General features: G+C 38.4%; 22 protein-coding genes, 4 tRNA genes and 3 rRNA genes. 21 read left to right on the forward strand and 8 right to left on the reverse strand.

Translation table 11 applies throughout. From position 1 onward, the window contains the following. Positions 1-9 precede the first annotated feature (9 nt). From AXY_RS00890 to AXY_RS00920, 7 genes are all read left to right on the forward strand, one after another. A complete protein-coding gene (locus tag AXY_RS00890; RefSeq protein ID WP_155835442.1) occupies positions 10-1,188 on the forward strand; it encodes a hypothetical protein in 1,179 nt (392 codons plus the stop codon). A 260-nt stretch (positions 1,189-1,448) separates the two neighbouring features. Further along, positions 1,449-1,862, forward strand: coding sequence for an S-Ena type endospore appendage (locus AXY_RS00895; protein ID WP_015008903.1), 414 nt, complete (start codon positions 1,449-1,451; stop codon positions 1,860-1,862). A 122-nt stretch (positions 1,863-1,984) separates the two neighbouring features. Next, on the forward strand, positions 1,985-2,314 hold the full coding sequence (locus AXY_RS00900) for a hypothetical protein (protein ID WP_015008904.1): 330 nt from the start codon (positions 1,985-1,987) through the stop codon (positions 2,312-2,314). 482 nt (positions 2,315-2,796) lie between these two features. Next, complete coding sequence (locus AXY_RS00905) at positions 2,797-4,257, forward strand: ABC transporter permease (RefSeq protein ID WP_015008905.1); 1,461 nt, start codon at positions 2,797-2,799, stop codon at positions 4,255-4,257. 34 nt (positions 4,258-4,291) lie between these two features. After that, positions 4,292-4,963, forward strand: a complete 672-nt coding sequence (locus tag AXY_RS00910; protein WP_015008906.1) for an ABC transporter ATP-binding protein — start codon at positions 4,292-4,294, stop codon at positions 4,961-4,963. Further along, a complete protein-coding gene (locus AXY_RS00915; protein ID WP_015008907.1) occupies positions 4,956-6,467 on the forward strand; it encodes a PASTA domain-containing protein in 1,512 nt (503 codons plus the stop codon). The genes AXY_RS00910 and AXY_RS00915 overlap by 8 nt, the downstream gene beginning before the upstream one ends. Before the next feature lie 306 nt (positions 6,468-6,773). After that, positions 6,774-7,523, forward strand: coding sequence for a YusW family protein (locus AXY_RS00920; RefSeq protein ID WP_015008908.1), 750 nt, complete (start codon positions 6,774-6,776; stop codon positions 7,521-7,523). A 157-nt stretch (positions 7,524-7,680) separates the two neighbouring features. Here AXY_RS00920 and AXY_RS00925 read toward each other — a convergent pair whose 3' ends face one another. Both AXY_RS00925 and AXY_RS00930 read right to left on the reverse strand, forming a co-directional pair. Further along, positions 7,681-8,091: a GNAT family N-acetyltransferase gene (locus tag AXY_RS00925; RefSeq protein WP_015008909.1), complete on the reverse strand. Its 411-nt coding sequence runs from the start codon at positions 8,089-8,091 to the stop codon at positions 7,681-7,683. Positions 8,092-8,181: 90 nt separating this feature from the next. Next, on the reverse strand, positions 8,182-8,898 hold the full coding sequence (locus AXY_RS00930) for a DsbA family oxidoreductase (protein WP_015008910.1): 717 nt from the start codon (positions 8,896-8,898) through the stop codon (positions 8,182-8,184). Between the two features lie 250 nt (positions 8,899-9,148). Between AXY_RS00930 and AXY_RS00935 the strand changes: the two genes are divergently transcribed. The 5 genes from AXY_RS00935 (at position 9,149) to AXY_RS00955 (ending at position 13,720) form a co-directional block, all read left to right on the forward strand. Further along, a complete protein-coding gene (locus AXY_RS00935; protein WP_015008911.1) occupies positions 9,149-9,382 on the forward strand; it encodes a YuzF family protein in 234 nt (77 codons plus the stop codon). A 38-nt stretch (positions 9,383-9,420) separates the two neighbouring features. After that, positions 9,421-10,311, forward strand: a complete 891-nt coding sequence (locus AXY_RS00940; RefSeq protein ID WP_015008912.1) for a manganese catalase family protein — start codon at positions 9,421-9,423, stop codon at positions 10,309-10,311. Positions 10,312-10,572: 261 nt separating this feature from the next. After that, positions 10,573-11,811, forward strand: a complete 1,239-nt coding sequence (locus AXY_RS00945; RefSeq protein ID WP_015008913.1) for an EAL and HDOD domain-containing protein — start codon at positions 10,573-10,575, stop codon at positions 11,809-11,811. Positions 11,812-11,907: 96 nt separating this feature from the next. Beyond that, positions 11,908-12,612 carry an N-acetylmuramoyl-L-alanine amidase CwlD gene (gene cwlD / locus AXY_RS00950; RefSeq protein WP_015008914.1) on the forward strand — a complete coding sequence of 235 codons (705 nt, stop codon included), beginning with the start codon at positions 11,908-11,910 and terminating at the stop codon, positions 12,610-12,612. 73 nt (positions 12,613-12,685) lie between these two features. Further along, positions 12,686-13,720, forward strand: coding sequence for an Mrp/NBP35 family ATP-binding protein (locus tag AXY_RS00955; protein ID WP_015008915.1), 1,035 nt, complete (start codon positions 12,686-12,688; stop codon positions 13,718-13,720). Between the two features lie 48 nt (positions 13,721-13,768). On the opposite strand, the gene gerD is transcribed toward AXY_RS00955, so the two are convergent. Both gerD and pdaB read right to left on the reverse strand, forming a co-directional pair. Next, the gene (gerD, locus tag AXY_RS00960; protein WP_015008916.1) at positions 13,769-14,386 is read right to left on the reverse strand and encodes a spore germination lipoprotein GerD; all 618 of its coding nucleotides are present in this window, start codon (positions 14,384-14,386) and stop codon (positions 13,769-13,771) included. 72 nt (positions 14,387-14,458) lie between these two features. Further along, positions 14,459-15,196, reverse strand: a complete 738-nt coding sequence (gene pdaB / locus AXY_RS00965) for a polysaccharide deacetylase family sporulation protein PdaB (protein ID WP_231841357.1) — start codon at positions 15,194-15,196, stop codon at positions 14,459-14,461. Between the two features lie 192 nt (positions 15,197-15,388). Here pdaB and AXY_RS00970 point away from each other — a divergent pair, with 192 nt between their 5' ends. The 8 genes from AXY_RS00970 to AXY_RS01005 all read left to right on the forward strand — a co-directional run bounded on the left by AXY_RS00970 (position 15,389) and on the right by AXY_RS01005 (position 21,410). Continuing rightward, complete coding sequence (locus AXY_RS00970) at positions 15,389-15,604, forward strand: hypothetical protein (RefSeq protein WP_015008918.1); 216 nt, start codon at positions 15,389-15,391, stop codon at positions 15,602-15,604. A 287-nt stretch (positions 15,605-15,891) separates the two neighbouring features. Beyond that, positions 15,892-17,461 (forward strand): 16S ribosomal RNA (locus AXY_RS00975). Positions 17,462-17,715: 254 nt separating this feature from the next. After that, positions 17,716-17,792, forward strand: a tRNA-Ile gene (locus AXY_RS00980). A gap of 10 nt (positions 17,793-17,802) precedes the next feature. Beyond that, positions 17,803-17,878, forward strand: a tRNA-Ala gene (locus tag AXY_RS00985). A 200-nt stretch (positions 17,879-18,078) separates the two neighbouring features. After that, positions 18,079-21,001, forward strand: a 23S ribosomal RNA gene (locus AXY_RS00990). Between the two features lie 90 nt (positions 21,002-21,091). Beyond that, positions 21,092-21,204: ribosomal RNA gene (rrf, locus tag AXY_RS00995) — 5S ribosomal RNA — on the forward strand. Together the 16S, 23S and 5S rRNA genes with 4 tRNA genes alongside form the textbook arrangement of a ribosomal RNA operon. Before the next feature lie 53 nt (positions 21,205-21,257). Then, a tRNA-Asn gene (locus AXY_RS01000) sits at positions 21,258-21,332 on the forward strand. A 4-nt stretch (positions 21,333-21,336) separates the two neighbouring features. After that, positions 21,337-21,410 (forward strand) — tRNA-Thr (locus AXY_RS01005). Positions 21,411-21,503: 93 nt separating this feature from the next. Here the strand turns inward: AXY_RS01005 and AXY_RS01010 are convergent. From AXY_RS01010 to AXY_RS01020, 3 genes are all read right to left on the reverse strand, one after another. Further along, positions 21,504-22,664 (reverse strand): tyrosine-type recombinase/integrase, encoded by a 1,161-nt coding sequence (locus AXY_RS01010; RefSeq protein ID WP_015008919.1) that lies wholly within the window; start codon positions 22,662-22,664, stop codon positions 21,504-21,506. 80 nt (positions 22,665-22,744) lie between these two features. Further along, positions 22,745-23,218, reverse strand: coding sequence for an ImmA/IrrE family metallo-endopeptidase (locus AXY_RS01015; RefSeq protein WP_015008920.1), 474 nt, complete (start codon positions 23,216-23,218; stop codon positions 22,745-22,747). A 4-nt stretch (positions 23,219-23,222) separates the two neighbouring features. After that, on the reverse strand, positions 23,223-23,543 hold the full coding sequence (locus AXY_RS01020) for a helix-turn-helix domain-containing protein (protein WP_015008921.1): 321 nt from the start codon (positions 23,541-23,543) through the stop codon (positions 23,223-23,225). A 417-nt stretch (positions 23,544-23,960) separates the two neighbouring features. On the opposite strand from AXY_RS01020, the gene AXY_RS13055 reads away from it, so the two are divergent. Continuing rightward, entirely contained in the window at positions 23,961-24,092 is a 132-nt protein-coding gene (locus tag AXY_RS13055; RefSeq protein WP_269447584.1) for a hypothetical protein, read from the forward strand. Here AXY_RS13055 and AXY_RS01025 read toward each other — a convergent pair. Continuing rightward, complete coding sequence (locus AXY_RS01025) at positions 24,075-24,404, reverse strand: hypothetical protein (RefSeq protein ID WP_041450062.1); 330 nt, start codon at positions 24,402-24,404, stop codon at positions 24,075-24,077. The genes AXY_RS13055 and AXY_RS01025 overlap by 18 nt on opposite strands. Positions 24,405-24,444 lie beyond the last annotated feature (40 nt).

The raw sequence follows: 24,444 nt of genomic DNA on the forward strand, positions 1-24,444 counted from the left end.
GATTGAATGGTGAATAAGAGAGAGTTAAATCAACATACTAAGAAGCTTCTAGTAAGTATCGTTACAATAGTTGTCGTAATTATTGCAATTGCTATAGGAGTTTTTATGAATAAAGGAAAAGAAGTTGAGTCAAATGAGGAGATAGACACTAAAGAACCTATTAAAGTATCAATAGAGCAAATTGTTGAATACGGAGATGACATAGCGAATAAAACATTCACAATACATATGGAAGACTTGACGAAGGAAGCCAACTTTATTGACTTAGATCCAACGGTTGATACAATGACGGTTGGTACCACTGAACATATATTAGAAATGGAAAATGAAATTTTTGATGTGACAGTTGTTGTTGAAGATACTCAAAATCCTCAGTTTAAAGGTGTAAAGGATGTCATTGAATTTGAGGGTGAAGAAGTAGATATAGAAAAAGAACTGAGGAAATTGATAAATGCACAAGATCCAGTTGATGGTGAATTAGAAGTAGTGTTCGAGATTGAAGAAGATAAGGATAAAGGAAATAACTTTCATGTGACAGCTGATGCAACAGATAAAAATGGTAACAAAACAACTGAAAGTTTCTCAGTAGTTGTAAAGACAGTGGCGAAGGAAGAGAAAGAAGAAGCTGACAAGACGGTTGAAGAAAGCAAGCCGACCTCAGTAGCATCCAAGTCGGAAAATGATTCTAAGCCAAAACAAGAAAAGCCTAGACAGGAACAACCTAAACAAAAAGAACAAAAGAAAGAAAAACCTAAGCAAGAAGAGCAAAAAAAAGAAACTCCAAAACAAGAAAAACCTAAGTCTGAGAATAAGCCCAAGGAAAAAGAAGAAAATCCACCAGCACTAGACACGGGTGCGCCACCATTAAATAATCCAAGTGGGCTTCCAAGTGGAGCAACATTGAGCCAAGAATTATTACCTAGTTATCACATGTACAGTTACAGCAAGTCAATTCCCGGTGGTGGTTCAATTACTTCTGTTGATGTATCTTCTGATTATGGCGGTAGTGCAACGATGATAGGTACAGATAATGATGGGAATAACTTCATAGCACGTTACCACGTAAATGAGGATAAAATTGGTTATCAAATGATTGGACCGATGGGTAAACCTAATTTCACACCAGATGACGTGAGTCTACTGTTCGAGATTGGACGAGCATTCGCTAGAGCCTATGGAATGCAATAACCCCCAAATGTTAATATAAATCATATTCCATTGATTGGGTATGCTTTTAGATTGTCTATTTATTTCTCAAAAAGATAATAAGATGATAAATATTTTAAGCACCGGCATTTTGTCGGTGCTTTTTTGTATATCCTTTTCATTAAATTATTGATAACTTTACTAATTAGTAATTGTCTTTTCATTCATCAATCAACCGTCTATTCGGAAATATTTCTCATGCATAAACTAACTTATACTTACTATGGAAAAGGGGGGAGCGTATGGCATTAAATGATATTTGGCCGTGTCAGGAAAATGAAAGCTCTAATACAACAGCTTGTAGTAGGCCATGTAAGAAATGCTGTCGGTGTAAACCTGACAAAGACCGAGCAATTATCACTGATGAGATATGTGGAACCTTTGATACACATTTACCTGTCCCCGTTCCTTTAAACATATACCATGTAGATGAGAGTATCCGACCATTTGGAATTGTTTCGACGATCTCCTTTTATTATGGACAGGGTGATCCAACATTGATTACGGTATTAGTTACGTATTATGACCTGTCGGAAGAAACAATAATAATCCCGCGTGGTAATACGATTACCCGTACGCTTAGAAATGTAGGTTCATTAACAATTCAAACGCCACAAGCATCTGGAAAGTATTGCTTGAATATTCACTATAAGTAATATCTGAAAAAGTTAATTTGTTTATATAAAAATCCACTCTTTACACGGCCAATCTATCTATACAAACATTGCGTTCCTTGCATTAACTAGTAGTGTAAGAAGCTAGGAAAGGAGAGAATGTGATGAATTGTTTTCCTGAACCACAGTTAGTGCAAGTATCTGCCTGTAACTCATTTAATACAGAGGTAGAAGCAGCTTCAGCTTTACAAATTTTCGCACATACAAGTGGAGCAGTAGCTGGCTATGTTACCCTATCGAATTTTAATGCAAGTGGAGATACAGCAAGTATCAGTACTGATGCTGCTGGAACAGATATAATTGCAACAGCAGAACCTGATAATAGTTACACTGTCTTTGTCCCTAGATTACAAAACCTGTACGTCTTCTCTGAGGGTGGAGAAGTGGTCGTTGGTCAAGTTTGTGTGAATGCTGCTTATACAGCTCGTCCATAAAAATTTTAGATCTACTCCTCTAAAGTAAAGTGATTGAAGCGGTTGACTTTACATTTACCGTATTTCCCCATGTACTTTGATAAGGCTCTTTTCACGATGTTGGAAAGAGTCTGTTTTTGTATCTTGAAATACAAACAAGTAATACAGTTTACTATATTCACATATAATCATAAACATCACTAATAGAAAATGAAATTGTAATAACATTCATTTACTGGGAAAGGATTGAAAATAAAAACGATATAGTTTATGATCAAGATAGTAAAAAAAGTGAAACCTTATGAATCTATATTCGTCTACATATATAAGGGAATAAATCTAAAATTAGCTAAGCTAGTTTAACAAACTTATTAATCTGTATTTTCATAAAATTGAAAACGTTTAAAATAAATCGTTTAGTTGGGGGGGTTGCTTCTGTCTAAATTTACAATGTAAGAAAGTCTGTTGGGAAAAAGTATTAGCGATGAGGAGGGAACGAAAGAATGAATTTTGTTAAGCGGGGTTTATTAGGGATTACAAGAAAAAAAGGGAAATCATTAATATTATTAGCTGTCATCTTTATATTAGGTAACTTAATCTCAGGTGCTATTTCGATCCAGCAAGCAACAGAGAATGCTGAAAATAATATTAAGGAACGATTGGGAGCTAAAGTTATGCTCGAGATAGATTGGGAGGCTTATGAAGAGCTAAGTGAGGAAGAACGGGATAACTTTGTACCCGAAGAGTTAGGGATCGATGTAATTGAACAAGTAGGCGCGCTCTCCTATGTGAAATATTATGATTATAATCTTGAAACTTATTTAGGTTCAGATAGCTTAAAGAGTTATCAAGGCGAAGGTATGGATGAAGATTTTGTTCATTTTGGGCCAAGTATGGACTTTAGGCTGAGAGGAATCAACTACGCACCCGTAGTAGATTTTGAAGAACAAAAGGCAAAATTAGTTGACGGTCGAACATTTACACAAGATGAAGTTAATAATGGCTCAGCTGTCACTATCATTTCTAGTAAATTAGCGGAAATGAACAATTTACATGTAGGCGATACATTTGCACTGAAAAATGATTTTTATTATTACGATTATGAGAATGAGGAAGAAGAATTAATAAATTCAAGAGATCTAGTGCTTGAAGTTATTGGGATTTTTGAATCTCAAGTTGTTAAGGAGAACATAGAAGAAGATTTCGATGGTGGTTATATTGACTGGATGGATATCGAATATCAAAATACTTTATACGTTCCAAATAAAATCGTTAGTGCTGAAAATGCCTTTCAATTTGAACAAATGCTAACAGTAGAACCTGAATTTGCAGAAATGTATGAGGAAGAAGGCGGTAGCTTTGATTACTATATACCAACGTTTGTCCTAAACACTCATGAAGATATTGAGGCATTTTCAGAAGAGGCTATACCATTATTACCTCAACTTTATACAGTTATTAGCTCTGGAGATCATTACCATAATATTTCTGGACCGATCGAGTCGATGAGTAAACTCTCAAACTATGTTTTAATTGCTGCTGTATTTGCAACAATTCTAATCATTGGTTTAGTCGTGTTACTATTCCTACGAGATCGAAAACATGAACTAGGAATCTACTTATCTCTAGGAGAGCGACGTGGACGTGTAATCGGTCAAATTCTTATAGAAGTGTTGGTTACAGCATTTGTAGGGATTACATTATCTTTATTCAGTGGTAACTTCTTAGCTAGCCAATTGTCTGATACGATGTTGAAGGTAGATGATAATTCAGCGTATGAAGACTACGATTATTATTTCCAATCAGGTTTAACAACAGATGATGCTATAGATTCATATGAAGTAACGCTAGACGCAAACTATGTATTAATTTTCTACGGGGTTGGTATGGTAACGATTTTAATCTCAACACTTATACCACTTGTCTATATTGTGAGATTAAATCCAAAGAAAATACTGATGTAAGTCAACATTAATTGTCTTATAGAGAGGTGAAAAGATGATATTAGAGGCGAAAGATATAAATTATTATTATCAAGATGGAGAGCACCGTCGCTATATTTTGAAAGATACTTCTATTTCCTTCGAGAAGGGGAAGTTTTATACAATTTTAGGTCAGTCAGGTTCAGGAAAAACGACATTGCTCTCATTACTCAGTGCACTCGATACACCACACAGTGGAAGTATATTATTTAACAAAAGAGATATTAAGCAAATTGGATATGAAAAGTATCGACGGAATAATATCGGAATCATTTTTCAAAGTTATAATTTAATTCCTACTTTAACAGCAGTTGAAAATGTCCTTGTACCTATGTCAATTACAGAAAACGAACTCCCTGTTGATTCTAAAACAGTCGCTTACAATCTACTTGATTACATCGGCATTGTAAAAAGTAAAGCGGATCGTTATGTTAATAAATTATCAGGTGGAGAGCAACAGCGTGTTGCAATTGCTCGTGCGCTTGCAACTAATGTCGATGTCATTCTTGCGGATGAACCAACTGGAAACCTTGATGAAGAGATGGAACAAGAGATTGTTGATATTTTTAAAAAGTTAGCACATGAACATGGAAAGTGTGTAGTTGTCGTTACACACTCCAATGAGATCGCTATACAGTCAGATCAGGCTTACCACTTAAGGAAAGGTGTATTGTCTCCGTATGAGTGATTTTTTATCTAAGTTTAATAAAGACCAGTATTCTGATCTCGTCAATAAACAAGGTAACAACGACATTAAAGGTGAGCAAGAACAAGAAGCGGAAAATCAGGTAAACGACGAATCTCTAAATAATCAAGTGGAACAATCATTTGTACCAGATATTGAAGAAGGTGTGTCTAATCAAGATGCCGAGTTGAAATCAGAACCGCCTAAAATGAGAAGTAGCTCTAGGTACAATGCAGATGAAGAGCTAGAAATTGATCCTGACTATCGGAGGAAAAAACGAATCAAGATTATCATAGCGATTGCGGGGTCACTATTAGCTTGTATACTGGTGTACTTTATTTATCACTCTCTTGTCCACGTGAAGGTTGAGGACTTTGTTGGTCAGCCTATTTCTGAAGCGCGTGCTTGGGCAAAGGAGAACGATATAGAAATTGAACTAGAACAAGAATATAACTTAGAATATGATCCAAATAGGATTATTTCTCAAAGTGTACCTGCAGGAGATAAAATTAAGAAAGGTAACACATTACTCATTGTTAGTAGTTTAGGTCCAGATCCAGACGATGTTATTCCTCTACCTGATTTTTCAGTTATGAGTCAAGTAGAAGCGGAACAATGGATCGATGAACATAAAGCAGAAAATCTACAAATTGTCGTAGAATATCATGATGAAATTGAAGCTGGAGAATTTATTAAGCTTGTGATTCGAGACAGCTCAATTGACCCATCAGAATATCGCCGTAAAGACAGAGCAGCGATTTACTATTCTAGAGGTCAAGAGGTATTTGAAAAGGATATTACTGTCCCTAACTTTGTCGGTAGTTTAAGAGAAGAAGTAGAGAAGTGGGCAGAAACGAATGAAATTGAAATAACTTATGAAGAATCAGACTCTGATAGTTTCGAGGCTGGATTTATTATTAGTCAAAGTGAAGCGGCTGATGAGAAAATTGCTAGACGAGACAAAATGACAGTCGTCGTGTCTACAGGGAAAGCCGTAATTGTCCCTAGCTTCTGGGGCTTAACGCCAGATGAGGCAATGACTAAATATCCTGATCTAGAAGTGACCGTTAAGTCTGTATATCATGGGAAAGTACCTTATGGAACACTTATATCTCAGTCAATTGAAGCGGATACTAAATTGACTGAAAAAGATAATAAGCAGATTACGGTTACTTATTCTCTAGGTAGACCTTATTTACAAGATTTAAGAGGACGTTTAGAAGGAGAGCTACCAAGTATATTTTATGAAGAGTATCAATCAAAAGGTGCAAATATTAAATATACTGTAAAATATGTTGATTCACCTGAAATTAAGGGAACAATCGTTAAAATGAGTAAATTTAATGAGTTTGTACCTATGGATTATACAGTGGAAATTAGTGTGAGTAATAATGCTTCCGGGCCAACCATACCTCAAGACCCTATTGAGGAGGAAGAAGATTTACTCCCGGACAACGATCCAACAGATGTTGGTAATGATGAAGACACTGAGGATATTGATAAATAAGTAATTTCTATTTTAGATCTAAGCGTTACACTCCCCCAATGGTGAGCAGATTAAGTAATATACATCTGTTTATCATTGGGGGAGTTTTTTTGGAAAATATGTAGTTCATTATAAAAAGGATAGTCTAAGAGAGCTAACATGAATTAATGTTTCGGATAGTATTTCCAGTGATTAGATTGTGGTGTATTCGGGTAAATTATGAATGCGAAAGGGTGATTTAATGCGAAAATAAGATTAACTATTTTACTCTGTTTAGTCTTAATTTTAGGAGCATGTGGGACAAGCGAGAATGAAACAGATCAAACAATGGATGCTGATGAAGGGGTGCAAGTTGAATTAAATGAGGATAAAACAAATGGGCCTCCTCAAGACGAAGACAAAGCAGAAGCTGGTATAGAGCCAACATTTAAATATGATTCAGAAGAAGTGAATCTATTCGAGCTTCAAATTGAATTGTTATCAAACGAGGAATGGAGCTATGAGTTTAATCGTTCTAACCAAAAAGCAAAAATTGAACATGAAAATGGTGCGGAATCTGAAAAAAGTGGAGAAGAAGTATTTAGTAAGATTGAAGAACTTCTCTCATCGATTCAAATTGATTATGAACGTTCAATCAATGACATGATGAGTCAAATTCTCGACTACTTAAACATCAGTCGTGACGATTTAAAAGAAATAGATGTCTATATTGAGACGTCTAATGACCAAATATTAGGCTTTGAATATCAAGCTCCTTCAGGAAGCGAGTCAACAACTATTAATGAGTTAGATTTAGAGATTAGATTTGTATCAAATGAAAAATGGGATTATGAATACGATTTGCGTGAGCAGGAATTTAAAATAGAATACCATAATCGCGACAATCTCAATGGACAAGATGCTCAGAAAGAGGTTGAAAGAATAATTTCTGCTGTAAATATAGATTTAGATCAATCGATTGGCTCAATGAGAGAATCATTATTATTAGCAATTGATGCTGATGCTTCAAATGTTGACGCTTGGGAATTTGAGGTTGAGTATGAAGATCAGATGCGAATAGGGGTAAAATCAAACTAGTAATTAAATATAGTGAAAAAACATGCAGACTCTTGTCACATTAGTGATTAGGGTCTGTTTTCATTAATATATTTATTAAATAAAGTCTAGTTTAGATAGTTCCCTGCTCATTTGAACAGGGAGTGCATGATGTAGACTAAAAATATGAATTTTACTTTTAAAAGAAAACCTCCATTATAACATAATCTTTTCCGCCCTTAGTAAATCTACTCGCTGTTTCTTTAAGACCAAATTTTTGATAAAAAGTATTCTTATTTGATCGGGCATTACACCAAACACGTTCCGCGCCAAATAAACGTGCTTGCTCTAAAGTGTAATTTAGCAATTGACTTCCAAACCCTTTACCTTGCTCTTCTTCTAAGGTGGCGAACTTCCTGAATTGAGCCTCTTTATCACTGAGAAAGAGAGAAATAACTGAAATCAATTTATTATCTCTAAATAATCCGTAATGGATAGCTGTATCGTCACCATTAACTTTGATATAGTCAAACGGTTTATCTGGCCACATGACCTTGTGTCTCATGTTCCATGCTTCTTCTTGAGTAATTTTTCTTATCAACTTAATCACGTCCTGTTACAGTAGAAAGTATTTAATCTAAGCCACTAAAAAAATAATACCCTGGAAAAATGAATTGATCAATCCAGGGTACTAATTCGTTTAAATATCACAACCGTCAATCCCGCACGAATTTGTTTCTGCGCCTAACTTTTTTAGTTTTGGTTTTAAGGTTATACCCTCTTCTCGTGCGATTTCTTCAAGTGCATTAACAAAATCAGCTTTTGTTTGAGCTCCTGATAAGGCATACTTGTTATTTATGACAAAGAATGGGACGCCCGAAATTTGCAATTGTCGAGCAAGTTCAATATCTTGTTCAACATCTTGTGAATAAGCTTCTCTATCTTCAATGATTTCACTCACCTTATCTCTGTCTAAACCGATATCAGTAGCAAGTTCAATCAATTGATTAGCATCCGGCAAAAATTTACTTTCCGTAAAAACAGCATGGAAAATTCGTTCATTATAATCAGCAGCTTTGCCTACTTCCTTGGCATATTTAGCGAGTCGATGTGCGCTCCGAGTATTTTGCGCCATTAAATTGTCAAAACGATAATCAAGACCAATTCTTTTAGCACGATCAACGATATTTTGTACCATTTGCTTAATATTTGCGAGCGGTTGTCCTTTGCGTTCACTTAGATCTTCTAGCATACCGATAATTGGTTCTGTTGGACTGTCTGGATTTAACTCGAATGCTCTAAAAGCCACTTTAACTTGATCTTTTAGTCCAGTCTCAATGATTGCATTCTCCAACTCTCGTTTTCCGATATAACAAAATGGACAAACATAATCAGACCAAATATCTATTTGTAACATTTTTATCTCTCCTTTCAATGGTGACTATTCATTTAATTTAGGCTTAATTATCTCACACAAAAAAATACAACTAAAGATATCTGCTTGATAATTGTATGATGGCTCTATCCTTTAAAATCATTCTGAGAAAAACATCATAAAGCGTAGCGAATAGTCTTGAATAAGTCCGCTTTTAATTTGAATATATGGACATTTTTCCTAACGTACTCGCATACAGTAGTATGGGCTTTAAGAAAAGGAGTGTTGCATAATGAATGAAAAGTGGAATCTTAATGATCCGTATGTTTATGGAGCTTTAAATGGTCTGCTCAATCAGCCAATAAGTGTCCAAACGCCACGAGGGTCTGTCCGCGGTATGTTAAGAAAAGTCATGCCTGATCATATTGTTGTTCAAATGGGAGGCGCACCATTCTATATCCGGATTAATCAAATCATTTGGTTTAAACCAGAGGCGACAAGAATAACTCCAGACTCAGCAGAATGATTATATTAAAAGTTAACTAAGGATGGAGGCGTAAGCTTATGATGAAGCGTGTGAATAGGATTTTGATTGAACTTCCGTATCCGGAACACGGTGATATGAATGCTGCAGCAGCAGTTCAGGAATTAATGGGTGGCAAATTTGGAGAAATGTCTACGTTAAATAATTATATGTTCCAATCTTTTAATTTCCGTGCCAAGAAAAAATTCAAACCATTTTACGATTTAATTGCTAGTATTACAGCAGAGGAATTTGGCCATGTGGAATTAGTTGCAAATACGATTAACCTACTTTCCATTGGAAATACGGTTCCTGGTGATCCAGATACCGCACCACTACAAAATGGAAAAGATGCCCGATATTCGTTACACTTCACAACTACCCCACAAACAGCTTACCCAGGAGATGGAATGGGTAGACCGTGGAATGGGGAGTATGTCAATAATTCGGGTGTACTTGTTGAAGATCTATTAGCCAATTATTGCTTAGAAATTGGTGCAAGAACACACAAAATGCGTGTCTATGAAATGACGACACATCCAACTGCCAGAGAAATGATTGGATATTTACTTGTTAGAGGTGGAACTCATATTATTGCCTATGCAAAAGCAATTAAAGTAGCTACTGGTGTAGATGTAGGTAAGATGTTGCCTGTCCCAAGTTTAGATAATAATAAATTTGATCATGCGAAGAAATTTATGGATCAAGGATTATATAACGTATTATATACATGGGGAGAACCCGAATATCGAGACATTAACCAAATTTGGAAAGGTTTAAATCCTGAAACTGGAGAACCGTTAAGGGTTATCGATGGTATGCCAGAGGGTGCACCAGTACCTGACTTGCCAGAATTGCCAGAGCAATTTGCGCCTGGTATAGATTTAGATGACTATAACCGGATACTAAAGCGATTAAAGAGCAATATGTAGTCTCTAAGGTGATTAAAAAATCTAACTACAAAAACACCTTCTTTGTCATTAATCTAAAGATGACAAAGAAGGTGTTTTTTTGACAAATATCGTTAGTATTCTACTATAATTAGGTTTACTTATTCACAATTATAGTTGATAATAAGAGTAAATAATAATTTAGTGACAGTTTAGGCTATAGTCATAGAGCAAGGATTAAAGTTGACGAATAATTAACTAACGATTGATGAAAGAGAATACAGAATAATAGGCGGTGTGAAAATGTCTATAGTGATGCTTGCAAAGCAGCCTATTCTTAATCGGAAGAAAGAATTATTTGGATATGAATTGCTTTACCGAGGCGCGGAGCCCATCGATCAGCTGGACGGAGATTTTGCTACGATTGATGTGGTGGTAAATGCCTTTCTTAATATTGGGATAAAACAATTAACAGATGGCTATCCAGTTTTCATTAACTTCACAGAGAATTTACTAAAGGAAGGCATTATCCAGCAGTTTAATCCAAGCAATCTAGTGATTGAAATTTTAGAAACGGTTGAATTAACTGATGATATTAAAGACTTGATTAAAAAACTCGCTCAAAACGGCTATCGCCTAGCGTTAGATGATGTTACCTTTGGAACTTATCGAGCATGGGATGAAGCGGATTTAGTGCGTTATTTAACCTTTATTAAAGTTGACTTTATGCAATGTCAATCAAAATTCGTTAGACAAAGATTAGCAGAGAGTATTCGAAAGAAATATCCACATATCCGGCTTCTTGCGGAAAAAATAGAAACTGAGGAAGTATTTAAGGAAGCGCTGAAAGATGGATATCACTATTTTCAAGGTTACTTTTTCATGAGACCTAAAGTTATGCAGTCTGTTGAAATACCAAGCTATTATTACACATACTTAAAACTAATTAGACAAATTGACCGTAAGGATTTTGACTTGAAAAAGATTGCCGACTTGATTCAAATGGATTTATCTTTATCTTATAAACTATTAAAACTGATTAATTCACCTTATTATCGTCGGGTTACACGTATATATTCGATTCATCAAGCTGTCGTACTTCTCGGACAAGAAGAGATAAAAAAGTGGCTTTATATTCTTGCTTTACGTGAAAACTATCAACGTACAGAAGCACAGGGAACAAGTGCCTTAATTAAAAGCTCGTATTATCGTGCTAAAATGGCAGAAGCTATCGCTGAGATAATTGCCCCAAACTTAAAGCAAGAAGCATTTTTAGTAGGCTATTTCTCTCAACTACCTGCTATTTTGTCGCAGTCGATGGAGAAGTTGTTAAATTCATTATCATTAGATGTGGCAATAGAACAGGCATTGCTAAAACAACCTGGAGTATTAACTGATATTTATCAGCTTGTTGTAGCGTATGAAGAAGTAAATTGGTCTGAATTAGACCGTTTAATTGTTAAACTAAAATTAGATAAAGAAAGTGTCTTTATCTGCTATCAAAGTGCCCAAACTTGGGTACAACAGATATTAAAAAATTAAGCCCATTATGGGCTTTTTTTATTAAAATTGTAGCTTGCGTTCTAATTGTCCAAGCCTATCCATATAGTAAAGTAACTAAGATTGGAGGTCTGGCCAATGGTACGACGTTTTATAAGCATGAGCAGTTTGCTAGTATTTCTACTAATCCTCTATTATATGAGTGGACCAATTAAGGTAGTTATAGACTCAATTGATTCTTTCGCGCTCCCATTAACAAATAAAACAATAGTTTTAGATCCGGGTCATGGTGGTGTGGATGGTGGAGCAGTTGGTGCAGATCAAACTTTAGAGAAGGAAATTGCTTTAAATGTTAGTCAAAAGCTACGCACTTATTTACAACAATCAGGAGCTCAAGTATTTTTAACGAGAGAATCAGATCATGATTTAGCTAATGACTCAACAAAAGGTATATCTCAACGAAAAGTAGAGGATATTAAAAATCGTGTAGCATTTATGGAGGAAAAAGATCCTGATATATTTATTACGATTCACTTAAACGCCCTTCCATCGTCTGAATGGAGAGGAGCTCAAACCTTCTATCACCCAAATCACCCAGAATCAAAGAGATTAGCAGAAGCCATTCAAGGCCAAATAAGAACTAACTTAGAAAACACAAATCGTCAGGCGTTGGCGATTAATGGTGTCTATGTTTTAAAGCATGCCAATCGGCCAGCTTCTTTAGTGGAAATTGGTTTTTTATCTAATCCTGAAGAAAGAGAACTTTTAAAACAATCAGCCTATCAAGATGAAATGGCTGCTAGTATATATTTAGGTATTTTAGAATACTTTTCTGACCAGTAACTTCATGTTTATAATAGCTACTCCAAATATGCTATACTTATCCGTAATCAAGTTTAAGAGGAGTGGCAAGACTGTGTTAAACAAGCAGCAAGTAATGGCTTTGCTTAAATCAGTAAATGACCGTACGCTAAATCTAACATTAGCTCAGACGAATGGTGTTAGAGAGATTCAAGCATCAAAAGATTCTGACCAAATTCGGTTAAGAATAGCGATCGGTAAACTGAATACACCCGAACAACAAGAAATTGAAACTGAAATTACCGCTAAATTTAATCGATTGGGAATTGAATCTGTTCAGATACAATTTGAGGCTTTTACAGAAAAAGAGCTAGAAAAATTAAACGAAAAGACTCGTGAGATTCCATCATTATTAAATAGTCCAAACCAACCTTGCTTTATTGCTGTTGCTAGTGGTAAAGGAGGGGTTGGGAAATCAACCATCACTGTTAATATCGCTGTAGCCTTAGCGCGTTTAGGCAAAAGAGTAGGGATTGTTGATGCTGACATTTATGGGTTTAGCGTTCCGAATATGATGGGTATAACAAACCGCCCAACATTAAAAGGGAATAAGATTATCCCTGTTGAGTCAAACGGGGTTCAAGTAATGTCGATGGGATTTTTCGTCGAGGATAACGAGCCTGTCATTTGGAGAGGCCCTCGTTTAGGTAAAATGCTTCGAAGCTTTTTTGTTGAAGTTGAATGGGGAGATCTTGATTATCTATTATTAGACTTACCTCCTGGAACTGGAGATATGGCACTATCAGTTCATCAAATGATTCCGACTTCAAAGGAGATTATCGTAACTACACCTCATTCAACAGCTGCTTTTGTTGCATCAAGAGCAGGTAGAATGGCAATAAACACTAATCATGAAATCATTGGCGTAATTGAAAATATGTCATATTTTGAGAGTCAATTGACTGGAGAAAAGGAGTATTTGTTCGGTCGGGGAGGCGGAGAGACACTAGCCCATGAGTTAAATGCTCCTTTAATTGCGCAAATTCCTTTAGGACAACCAACAGAAAAAGATAGCTCAATCTATTCAACAGAGCATTCGATTGGGCAAACATATTTAGAAGTAGCTCAATTTATAACTAAACATTATTAATGTAATAAACCACCCCAACTTTTAACTTGATTGTTTGGGGTGGTTTTATTAGTTACCAGATTGACCGTTAGATCCTCCACTTTCTTTTTCCTCGCCAGATTCACTACCCCCTCCATTTTCGCCTACGATCTTCTTAGCATTCTGAATGACTATTTCTGTTAAAGTAGCTTGAAATAATGGGGACTCAAGTGTCTGTTGTATACTTTCTTCAAGGTGCCCTTTGAATTGTTGACTTTTTAATTGTGTTTGAATCAATTTGGCAAACTCAGGGTTCTCAAATAACTCTAACATCTTTTCTTGATAGTTAGAATCGGCCATTAAGCGTTTAAAAACATCTTCTTGTTGAGTAATCATACTTTCTGAGAATGCTTTTACAAATTCATGATCGGTAAACATTTTCGTCCAAAACTCTTTACCCTTTTCAGAGGTTAATGCCTCCTGAATCGCCTTGTTAACTGTATCATCATGAATAACGTAAAGTTGTTGAGTAGTTTCCTCTGCAAGAATTTCTACTATTGCTTTCTTACCATCCTCTGACTTTACAATATCAGTAACCATCTTTTTTGTTGCTTCATAATCTGGGCTTTGTGATTGATTACTACCTCCACTACAACCGGCTATAAATAAAATGACAGGAATTAATATGATCAATATTTTTTTCCGCATTAGCTATACATCCCCTCATATTAATGTGAGTAATATTAATATGAGAAGATTTAAGGATAATTATGTGTAAACTTATTCAACAGGATTAATTTCAATATCTGCTTGTGTAATTAGTTCTGTAATTGTAACGAAAGAAAAACCTTTTTGCTTTAGGCTGGGGAGAATAACTTCAAGTGCGTCTTTAGTTTGTGTAGCAGAATCAGAAGCATGCATCAAAATGACATCACCATTCTTCGTATTAGATAAAACTGCTTCGATAATCGTATTTACACCTGGTGTCTTCCAATCTTGAGTATCGACTCGCCAATCAATAACTTGAAATCCTTGGTTGACCGCAGTATTTAGTACTTCTTTATTGAAATGTCCACTTGGAGTACGAAGTAAAGTTAAATTAGGATAGCCCAACTTAGTGAAAGTATCATGAGCCTTATATAGATCTTTTTGAACATCGCTAATATCTTGCTTTAAATAACTCTTATATCGATAACCTAGCATCCCAATCTCATGCCCCTTATCAACAATAAGATCAACTAAATGAGGATGGTGCTCAGCCCATTCTCCGAGTAAAAAGAACGTAGCAGAGACGTCTTCACTTTCAAGAAGATCGAGGATGGGTTCTAAAATTTGATCACCCCAAGTGATGTTGAAGGTTAAACTAATTTCACTTTTGTCTTCACGTCCTTTTATTAACGCACTTGGATTATCAACTGAAGAGAAAACGGCCAAGTCAATGTTTAATCCAGTTACAATGAGAGAGATAACCACAATGCTAAATACGAATGTTATGAATACTTTCTTTAATTGACTCATTTTCACAGTAAGAAAGAAAGACATTATACTTAACTCCTTTGATTTAAGATTATTCTATCTTATGCATGTCCAATTTATAATTATGTGTACATTATTGATTATATGTGTTTGTTTTCTAGCGAAATGGGAAAATAATATCTAAAGGATCTAACTTCATTTAAGACTAATTATAATTAGGAATGAGGGTTAACAATGTTAGGACTATTGATTAATGAAAAGGAAGTCAAAGAAATATCCTATATAATTAAAAAGGAAATGGATGAGTTAATATTTGATATGGAAGATAGTAGAATTGATCTTATTGTGAAAAAGGCAATGTATCGTCGTTATCAGATCCTATTTCAACTCTTTCGTCGCGTGGCTAGTGAACAAGAAGTACTGAAATATGTAATGAATTATAAATTTTAGTTACGTACACAAATAAATTTTCAAAAAAACTATTGCAACAAAATTATCAATATGTTATATTAATTTCTGTTGTCAAAAAGACATACACTCTGATGAAAACGACGAGGAAAAATATTTTAAAAAAACTATTGACCTGATAAATCAAACGTGATATAGTATAACTCGTCGCTAAAACAAGTGACAACGATTGATCTTTGAAAACTGAATCCAAACAACGAAAGATGTTAAGAAAAACAAGTAAGAAGAAGCTAGTGCTTCAAAATTGAGTTAATCGTAACTCTATCAATTTTATTGAGAGTTTGATCTTGGCTCAGGATGAACGCTGGCGGCGTGCCTAATACATGCAAGTCGAGCGCGTGAAATTAAACAGATCTCTTCGGAGTGACGTTTAATGGATCGAGCGGCGGATGGGTGAGTAACACGTGGGCAACCTGCCTATAAGACTGGGATAACTTACGGAAACGTGAGCTAATACCGGATAAAACCTTTTGTCTCCTGACAAGAGGATAAAAGATGGCGCAAGCTATCACTTATAGATGGGCCCGCGGCGCATTAGCTAGTTGGTGAGATAAAAGCTCACCAAGGCAACGATGCGTAGCCGACCTGAGAGGGTGATCGGCCACACTGGGACTGAGACACGGCCCAGACTCCTACGGGAGGCAGCAGTAGGGAATCTTCCGCAATGGACGAAAGTCTGACGGAGCAACGCCGCGTGAACGAAGAAGGTCTTCGGATCGTAAAGTTCTGTTGTTAGGGAAGAACACGTACCATTCGAATAGGGTGGTACCTTGACGGTACCTAACGAGAAAGCCCCGGCTAACTACGTGCCAGCAGCCGCGGTAATACGTAGGGGGCAAGCGTTGTCCGGAATTATTGGGCGTAAAGCGCGCGCAGGCGGTTCTTTAAGTCTGATGTGAAATCTTGCGGCTCAACCGCAAGCGGTCATTGGAAACTGGAGAACTTGAGGACAGAAGAGGAGAGTGGAATTCCACGTGTAGCGGTGAAATGCGTAGAGATGTGGAGGAACACCAGTGGCGAAGGCGACTCTCTGGTCTGTAACTGACGCTGAGGCGCGAAAGCGTGGGTAGCGAACAGGATTAGATACCCTGGTAGTCCACGCCGTAAACGATGAGTGCTAGGTGTTAGGGGGTTTCCGCCCCTTAGTGCTGGCGTTAACGCATTAAGCACTCCGCCTGGGGAGTACGGCCGCAAGGCTGAAACTCAAAAGAATTGACGGGGACCCGCACAAGCGGTGGAGCATGTGGTTTAATTCGAAGCAACGCGAAGAACCTTACCAGGTCTTGACATCCCGCTGACCGCTATGGAGACATAGCTTTCCCTTCGGGGACAGCGGTGACAGGTGGTGCATGGTTGTCGTCAGCTCGTGTCGTGAGATGTTGGGTTAAGTCCCGCAACGAGCGCAACCCTTGAACTTAGTTGCCAGCATTCAGTTGGGCACTCTAAGTTGACTGCCGGTGACAAACCGGAGGAAGGTTGGGATGACGTCAAATCATCATGCCCCTTATGACCTGGGCTACACACGTGCTACAATGGATGGTACAAAGGGCTGCGAAACCGCGAGGTGGAGCCAATCCCATAAAACCATTTTCAGTTCGGATTGTAGGCTGCAACTCGCCTACATGAAGCCGGAATCGCTAGTAATCGCGGATCAGAATGCCGCGGTGAATACGTTCCCGGGTCTTGTACACACCGCCCGTCACACCACGAGAGTTAGCAACACCCGAAGTCGGTGAGGTAACGCTTTTAGCGAGCCAGCCGCCGAAGGTGGGGCCAATGATTGGGGTGAAGTCGTAACAAGGTAGCCGTATCGGAAGGTGCGGCTGGATCACCTCCTTTCTAAGGATAATGAAAGGCGAAGGCATCTGTTTAACGACGTATAAACTGGACTGAACCGAAGGAGATAAAGGAAACACAACGAACGCAAGTGAGTTGATGTTGACTTATCGTACGGAGGTGAAGGAAGTTTACTAGTCGTTGGATGACTAAGCTGGACATCATAGGAACAGCCCTACGGGCTGACTTAACAATTCAGTTGTTTGGTTCAGTTTTGAGAGATCAATCTCTTTAAAACATAAATATTATATGAGGATGGGCCTATAGCTCAGCTGGTTAGAGCGCACGCCTGATAAGCGTGAGGTCGGTGGTTCGAGTCCACTTAGGCCCACCATCCTACTTTTGGGGCCTTAGCTCAGCTGGGAGAGCGCCTGCCTTGCACGCAGGAGGTCAGCGGTTCGATCCCGCTAGGCTCCACCAATTTCATTATTAGGCATTGTTAATATGCCTTGTTTTATCATTAATTGTACCTTGAAAACTAGATAAGAATAAACAGTAAGTGAACATTCCTTATTTATGAGGATTGAACACGAGCTGTATGACAAGACATCAAATCAAACTTTTAAACAAAGTAAGACCAAAAGTCTTTTTTACTGTGAAGCAATAAAAAGTTCAACTTTAGTTAAGTAAGAAAGAGCGCACGGTGGATGCCTTGGCACTAGGAGCCGACGAAGGACGGGACAAACACCGATATGTCTCGGGGAGCTGTACGTAAGCATTGATCCGGGAATTTCCGAATGGGGGAACCCACTACTCGTAATGGAGTAGTACATTTAACTGAATCCATAGGTTAAATGAGGCAGACCTGGGGAACTGAAACATCTAAGTACCCAGAGGAAGAGAAAGCAAAAGCGATTTCCTGAGTAGCGGCGAGCGAAACGGAATTAGCCCAAACCAGTAAGCTTGCTTACTGGGGTTGTAGGACACATCATTAGGAGTTACAAAGTGACGATTTACACGAAGCGATCTGGAAAGGTCCGCGATACAAGGTAACAGCCCTGTAGTGGAAAGATCATCACCTCCGATGTGTATCCTGAGTACGGCGGAACACGTGAAATTCCGTTGGAATCCGGGAGGACCATCTCCCAAGGCTAAATACTCCCTAGTGACCGATAGTGAACCAGTACCGTGAGGGAAAGGTGAAAAGCACCCCGGGAGGGGAGTGAAATAGTACCTGAAACCGTGTGCTTACAAGTAGTCGGAGCCCGTTAATGGGTGACGGCGTACCTTTTGTAGAATGGACCGGCGAGTTACGATTTTCTGCAAGGTTAAACCAGAAAAGGTGAAGCCGCAGCGAAAGCGAGTCTGAAACGGGCGAATATAGTAGAAGGTCGTAGACCCGAAACCGTGTGATCTACCCATGTCCAGGGTGAAGGTCAGGTAACACTGACTGGAGGCCCGAACCCACGTATGTTGAAAAATGCGGGGATGAGGTGTGGGTAGGGGTGAAAAGCCAATCGAACACGGAGATAGCTGGTTCTCTCCGAAATAGCTTTAGGGCTAGCCTCAAGATACGTATCCTGGAGGTAGAGCACTGATTGAACTAGGGGCCCTCATCGGGTTACCGAATTCAGTCAAACTCCGAATGCCAGAGATATAGACTTGGGAGTCAGACTATGGGTGATAAGGTTCATAGTCGAGAGGGAAACAACCCAGACCGTCAGCTAAGGTCCCAAAGTATACGTTAAGTGGAAAAGGATGTGGCGTTGCACAGACAACCAGGATGTTGGCTTAGAAGCAGCCACCATTTAAAGAGTGCGTAATAGCTCACTGGTCGAGTGACGCTGCGCCGAAAATGTACCGGGGCTAAACGTATCACCGAAGCTACGGATTGATCTTCGATCAATGGTAGGAGAGCGTTGTAAGTGCAGAGAAGTCAGACCGAGAGGACTGGTGGAGCGCTTAGAAGTGAGAATGCCGGTATGAGTAGCGAAAAAGAAGTGAGAATCTTCTTCACCGAATGCCTAAGGTTTCCTGAGGAAGGCTCGTCCACTCAGGGTTAGTCAGGACCTAAGCCGAGGCCGAAGGGCGTAGGCGATGGATGACAGGTTGATATTCCTGTACCACCTCGTGACCGTTACGAGCGAAGGGGGGACGCAGGAGGATAAGAAAAGCGTGCTGATGGAAATGCACGCCCAATCAGTGAGTGAGTCAGATAGGCAAATCCGTCTGATATTAATCATGAGCTGTGATGGGGAGGGAAATATAGTACCGAAGTTTCTGATTCCACACTGCCAAGAAAAGCCTCTAGCCAGGACACAGGTGCCTGTACCGCAAACCGACACAGGTAGGCGAGATGAGAATTCTAAGGTGAGCGGGAGAACTCTCGTTAAGGAACTCGGCAAAATGACCCCGTAACTTCGGGAGAAGGGGTGCTTCTTTTAGAAGAAGCCGCAGTGAAAAGGCCCAAGCGACTGTTTAGCAAAAACACAGGTCTCTGCGAAGCCGCAAGGCGAAGTATAGGGGCTGACACCTGCCCGGTGCTGGAAGGTTAAGGGAATGCGTTAGTACCTTTGGTACGAAGCGTTGAACTGAAGCCCCAGTGAACGGCGGCCGTAACTATAACGGTCCTAAGGTAGCGAAATTCCTTGTCGGGTAAGTTCCGACCCGCACGAAAGGTGCAACGACTTGGGCACTGTCTCAACGAGAGACCCGGTGAAATTATACTATGCGTGAAAATGCGCATTACCCGCGACAGGACGGAAAGACCCCGTGGAGCTTTACTGTAGCTTGATATTGAATGTTGATGCCATTTGTACAGGATAGGTGGGAGCCTAAGAAGCGTGAGCGCTAGCTTACGTGGAGGCGCCGGTGGGATACCACCCTGATGGTGTTGACCTTCTAACCCAGGACCGTTATCCGGTTCGGAGACAGTGTCAGGCAGGCAGTTTGACTGGGGCGGTCGCCTCCTAAAGAGTAACGGAGGCGCCCAAAGGTTCCCTCAGAATGGTTGGAAATCATTCATAGAGTGTAAAGGCAGAAGGGAGCTTGACTGCGAGACCTACAAGTCGAGCAGGGACGAAAGTCGGGCTTAGTGATCCGGTGGTTCCGCATGGAAGGGCCATCGCTCAACGGATAAAAGCTACCCCGGGGATAACAGGCTTATCTCCCCCAAGAGTCCACATCGACGGGGAGGTTTGGCACCTCGATGTCGGCTCATCGCATCCTGGGGCTGTAGTCGGTCCCAAGGGTTGGGCTGTTCGCCCATTAAAGCGGTACGCGAGCTGGGTTCAGAACGTCGTGAGACAGTTCGGTCCCTATCCGTCGTGGGCGTTTGGAAGTTTGAGAGGAGCTGTCCTTAGTACGAGAGGACCGGGATGGACATACCGCTGGTGCACCAGTTGTTCCGCCAGGAGCATGGCTGGGTAGCTACGTATGGAAAGGATAAGTGCTGAAAGCATCTAAGCATGAAGCCTCCCTCAAGATGAGACTTCCCATCTTTTAGAGTAAGATCCCTCAGAGACGATGAGGTAGATAGGTTCGAGGTGGAAGCATGGTGACATGTGAAGCTGACGAATACTAATCGATCGAGGACTTAACTAAATTAAAACGTACGTAAACGTACAAAATTGAATTTGATGACACTTGTCAGGTGCATTTCTTATCTAGTTTTCAGGGTATATAACCTGTAGGTTTAGTGACAATAGCGAAGAGGTCACACCTGTTCCCATACCGAACACAGAAGTTAAGCTCTTCAGCGCCGATGGTAGTTGGGTTTTCCCTGCGAGAGTAGGACGTCGCTAAGCCTATATTATTTTTCTGAAGTAACAGTTATGTTACTTCTTTTTAATATTTCTATTCCACAGTAGCTCAGTGGTAGAGCAATCGGCTGTTAACCGATCGGTCGTAGGTTCGAATCCTACCTGTGGAGCCAATTTGCTTCCATAGCTCAGTTCGGTAGAGCACTTCCATGGTAAGGAAGGGGTCGCCGGTTCAAGTCCGGCTGGAAGCTCTCTCTAAAACGCTCATCCTGTAAAGGATCGAGCGTTTTTTGCTTTTTGGGGTTCCATGGAGTTTTATGGTGGAGTGACATGAAAGTGACCAACTAGAATAAATTATCGAATAATTTACCTGATGCTTCATCATCTTGATCAGTGACATGGCTGTATAAATTCATTGTTGTCTTGATATCTTTATGTCCTAAACGCTTCTGAACAGTTTTTATATTCAATCCTTCTTTTGTTCCTTCACTTAAAATATATGTGGCGCTAGAGTGTCTTAAATCATGAAACCTAATTTTTCTCAAGTTATCTTTATGCTTTGTCGTAAATCGGTTCCAAAACTGAGAAATGGTGTCTGGACGATAAGGTTTTCCGTATTCATTAGAAAATAGCAATAATACTTCTTCACCATTCACGTCTTTAAAACCTTCCCATAGATTACCCATTTCTTCTTTTAACGATTTCTTTTGCTCATAGAGTGTATACAGTCTCTTCATTAATTTTTCGGATAGAGTGACTACTCGTGTATCCTCTGATTTGGTCCCTTTTAATCTTAGGCCGTTTGTTTTTGAATATTGAAGTGATCGCTTAATTAAAATTGAATTATGCTCAAAGTTACAAACGTCTGAAGCAATCCCTGCTATTTCACCACGTCTAAGACCACCTGTTAATGCAAGAAGTACGATTAACTGATGTTCTTCGCTTTGCTCTTTGAGTAAGTCAAAAAGGATAGGAAACTCATGTGTGCGGTAAAAGTCTTTTTTCTGCTTATGAGTAATCTTAGGTATACCCTGACCTTCCATTGGATTATCTTCCGCTTTAATCACTTTCCATTTAATCGCATGATTAAATATGGAGTTTAACACCTTGTATTTCGTTTCGAGAGATCGTCTACCTTCCTTCTTTTCAAAATTAAAAAACTCTACAATGGATAATGGTTTTATTTCATTTACTCGATAGCTTTCAAAATATGAAGCAATAAGATCAAGAGCGGGTTTATACTTCTCTTTTGTAGGGCCTTCTAACTCCACATCAGCGTAATTTTTCCACCACTTTTCGGCTAGATCAACAAAAAACATTTCCTCATCATACTGCATTCTGTTTTTTAAATCGTCTTCAAAGGCTTGAGCCATTTTTAAAGCTTCCCTTTTTCCACTAGCTTCAACAGTTTTTGTCCTTCTATCTCGTTTACCGTTTGGCAATCTTCCAAGTTCAGCGAAAAGTTTATACTTCTTTCTTGGAACGATTTCTTGTATCGATGCCATGTCAATCCTCCTTTTTTATAATGAGAACAAACTTTAAAAATCACCTCCTTAAAAATTGGAACATATGTTCGATTAAGTGGTTAAAAATTTTTATTATCAAACCACTCAATTACACCAAGTGGTTCAAAGCAGATTACATAGTCTTTATACTTAACAGATAAACCAAACTTCTCAATATAACGTTCAATCGCTTTTTCTAGAAAATCTTCAGTTACTCCTAAATATTCTGCAAGCTCATACTTATTTTTTGGACCATCTTTATGTGCTTTAATAATTTTCTTTAATGGAACTAATTTTTCATATGCCCATGTACGAGCTTGCTTTTCTTGTTTTATGTTGTTTAAATTTTTTTGATCAAGTATGTTACCTGCTGATGTATGATAATGGCCAAGTTCTTCAGCTAGAACACAGGCTTTTTCTGTGGATGTATTTATGTATTTATTTATCCAAATAACTTTGTCACAGTATAAACCTTTATTTCTCTTCTGCATTGGCTTTTCATAGATGTCTACTCCATGTTGATCTGCCTCTATAAGAAGTTTTTCATATTGCATCTGATCACTCCTGCTGGCTTCTCTTCATTCTTACAAATTCTTTAAATCGTTCTATTTCTTCTAATTCTTCTTCTGTCCAGTCCTCTCCATCGTGATGAGCTGCGATTGTGTCTGGCTCATGTATGTATTTTATATCTGTACGACCTAATAGATAATCGGTGGAGACGTTGAAAAAGTCTGCTACTTTTTCTAATTTCTCAGAAGAAGGATTGTTTTTCTTCCAAGAGTATAAAGAGTTTCTACCAAATCCAACCTTTTCCTCTAGTTCCACAATAGAAATTTTTTGTTCCTCACATAATTTTTTTACTCTATCAAAAGCAGTCATGCCAACCATCCTAACTGCTTTCCTAAAAATAATTAAAGAACTCTTTAAAAATAAAGTTGACATCTACAAAGTTCTTTAATATACTTTAGGTAAGCTATTTAATTAGCTAAAAAGACAATAAAAAATACGACCTATAAAAATACAGTTTTTCGTTGGGGAACGGATAACTACAGTATTCACAGGCTTTTGTAAAGTCTTATTTAGCTATGTCTGTATTCTATAATCTTCTTTAATTATTGTCAATACTTTTAGCTAATTTTATAGCTTATAAAACAATACTCACACTCAAGCACCAATAATTGAACGAGCGGAGCATGCCAGGACACTCTCATTTAGGAGTCGAGCAGCAGCAATAGCCAATCGCCATGACTTCAAATATTGGTTCTTGAGTGTGAGTGAAAAGAAGGAGAGGTGAATATGAAAAAACAGAAAAAGACTTCCCGAGTTGATGCAGCAACTAAGGAAGTTATGAACATAAATAAATTGCGTAAAGAAAACAGATTGGATCCAATCCCGAATGGTGACATGACTTTAAAAAAGATGGATTAAATAATTTGCAATTTCTCTACTTTGTTTTCCTATATCTTCTAAATTTACTTGTGCTTCAAGCTTTAAAGATAAAGCATCTTTAATTCTTGGCAGAACCTTTAACAAGTAATCATGAGTTATAGACGAGTCCTTATTTAAGCTAAGATAGTGCGCTAATTCTAGTGAAGTAATGATATTAAATTCAGAACCTAAAAACATTATGTCGTATTTTTTTATTAACGATTTGTACTCGGAATCGGTTTTTACATTGGCGGAAGCGTTTTTTAATTCTTGTATTGCCTCAATTATGATTTTGTATTTATCATCAAACAATATGATTTCACCCCCTATCTATCATGATAGGAACATTATA

Source organism: Amphibacillus xylanus NBRC 15112 (assembly GCF_000307165.1).
In the GTDB taxonomy this organism is placed as follows: Bacteria; Bacillota; Bacilli; order Bacillales; family Amphibacillaceae; genus Amphibacillus; species Amphibacillus xylanus.

Excerpts from the sequence above, each read along its gene's own strand:
- AXY_RS00895 (WP_015008903.1), top strand. The coding sequence starts at position 1,449 with ATGGCATTAAATGATATTTGGCCGTGTCAGGAAAATGAAAGCTCTAAT.
- AXY_RS00900 (WP_015008904.1), top strand. The coding sequence starts at position 1,985 with ATGAATTGTTTTCCTGAACCACAGTTAGTGCAAGTATCTGCCTGTAAC.
- AXY_RS00905 (WP_015008905.1), top strand. The coding sequence starts at position 2,797 with ATGAATTTTGTTAAGCGGGGTTTATTAGGGATTACAAGAAAAAAAGGG.
- AXY_RS00910 (WP_015008906.1), top strand. The coding sequence starts at position 4,292 with ATGATATTAGAGGCGAAAGATATAAATTATTATTATCAAGATGGAGAG.
- AXY_RS00915 (WP_015008907.1), top strand. The coding sequence starts at position 4,956 with ATGAGTGATTTTTTATCTAAGTTTAATAAAGACCAGTATTCTGATCTC.
- AXY_RS00920 (WP_015008908.1), top strand. The coding sequence starts at position 6,774 with ATGGATGCTGATGAAGGGGTGCAAGTTGAATTAAATGAGGATAAAACA.
- AXY_RS00930 (WP_015008910.1), bottom strand. The coding sequence starts at position 8,898 with ATGTTACAAATAGATATTTGGTCTGATTATGTTTGTCCATTTTGTTAT.
- AXY_RS00935 (WP_015008911.1), top strand. The coding sequence starts at position 9,149 with ATGAATGAAAAGTGGAATCTTAATGATCCGTATGTTTATGGAGCTTTA.
- AXY_RS00940 (WP_015008912.1), top strand. The coding sequence starts at position 9,421 with ATGATGAAGCGTGTGAATAGGATTTTGATTGAACTTCCGTATCCGGAA.
- AXY_RS00945 (WP_015008913.1), top strand. The coding sequence starts at position 10,573 with ATGTCTATAGTGATGCTTGCAAAGCAGCCTATTCTTAATCGGAAGAAA.
- cwlD (WP_015008914.1), top strand. The coding sequence starts at position 11,908 with ATGGTACGACGTTTTATAAGCATGAGCAGTTTGCTAGTATTTCTACTA.
- gerD (WP_015008916.1), bottom strand. The coding sequence starts at position 14,386 with ATGCGGAAAAAAATATTGATCATATTAATTCCTGTCATTTTATTTATA.
- pdaB (WP_231841357.1), bottom strand. The coding sequence starts at position 15,196 with ATGAGTCAATTAAAGAAAGTATTCATAACATTCGTATTTAGCATTGTG.
- AXY_RS00970 (WP_015008918.1), top strand. The coding sequence starts at position 15,389 with ATGTTAGGACTATTGATTAATGAAAAGGAAGTCAAAGAAATATCCTAT.
- AXY_RS01010 (WP_015008919.1), bottom strand. The coding sequence starts at position 22,664 with ATGGCATCGATACAAGAAATCGTTCCAAGAAAGAAGTATAAACTTTTC.
- AXY_RS01015 (WP_015008920.1), bottom strand. The coding sequence starts at position 23,218 with ATGCAATATGAAAAACTTCTTATAGAGGCAGATCAACATGGAGTAGAC.
- AXY_RS01020 (WP_015008921.1), bottom strand. The coding sequence starts at position 23,543 with ATGACTGCTTTTGATAGAGTAAAAAAATTATGTGAGGAACAAAAAATT.
- AXY_RS13055 (WP_269447584.1), top strand. The coding sequence starts at position 23,961 with ATGAAAAAACAGAAAAAGACTTCCCGAGTTGATGCAGCAACTAAGGAA.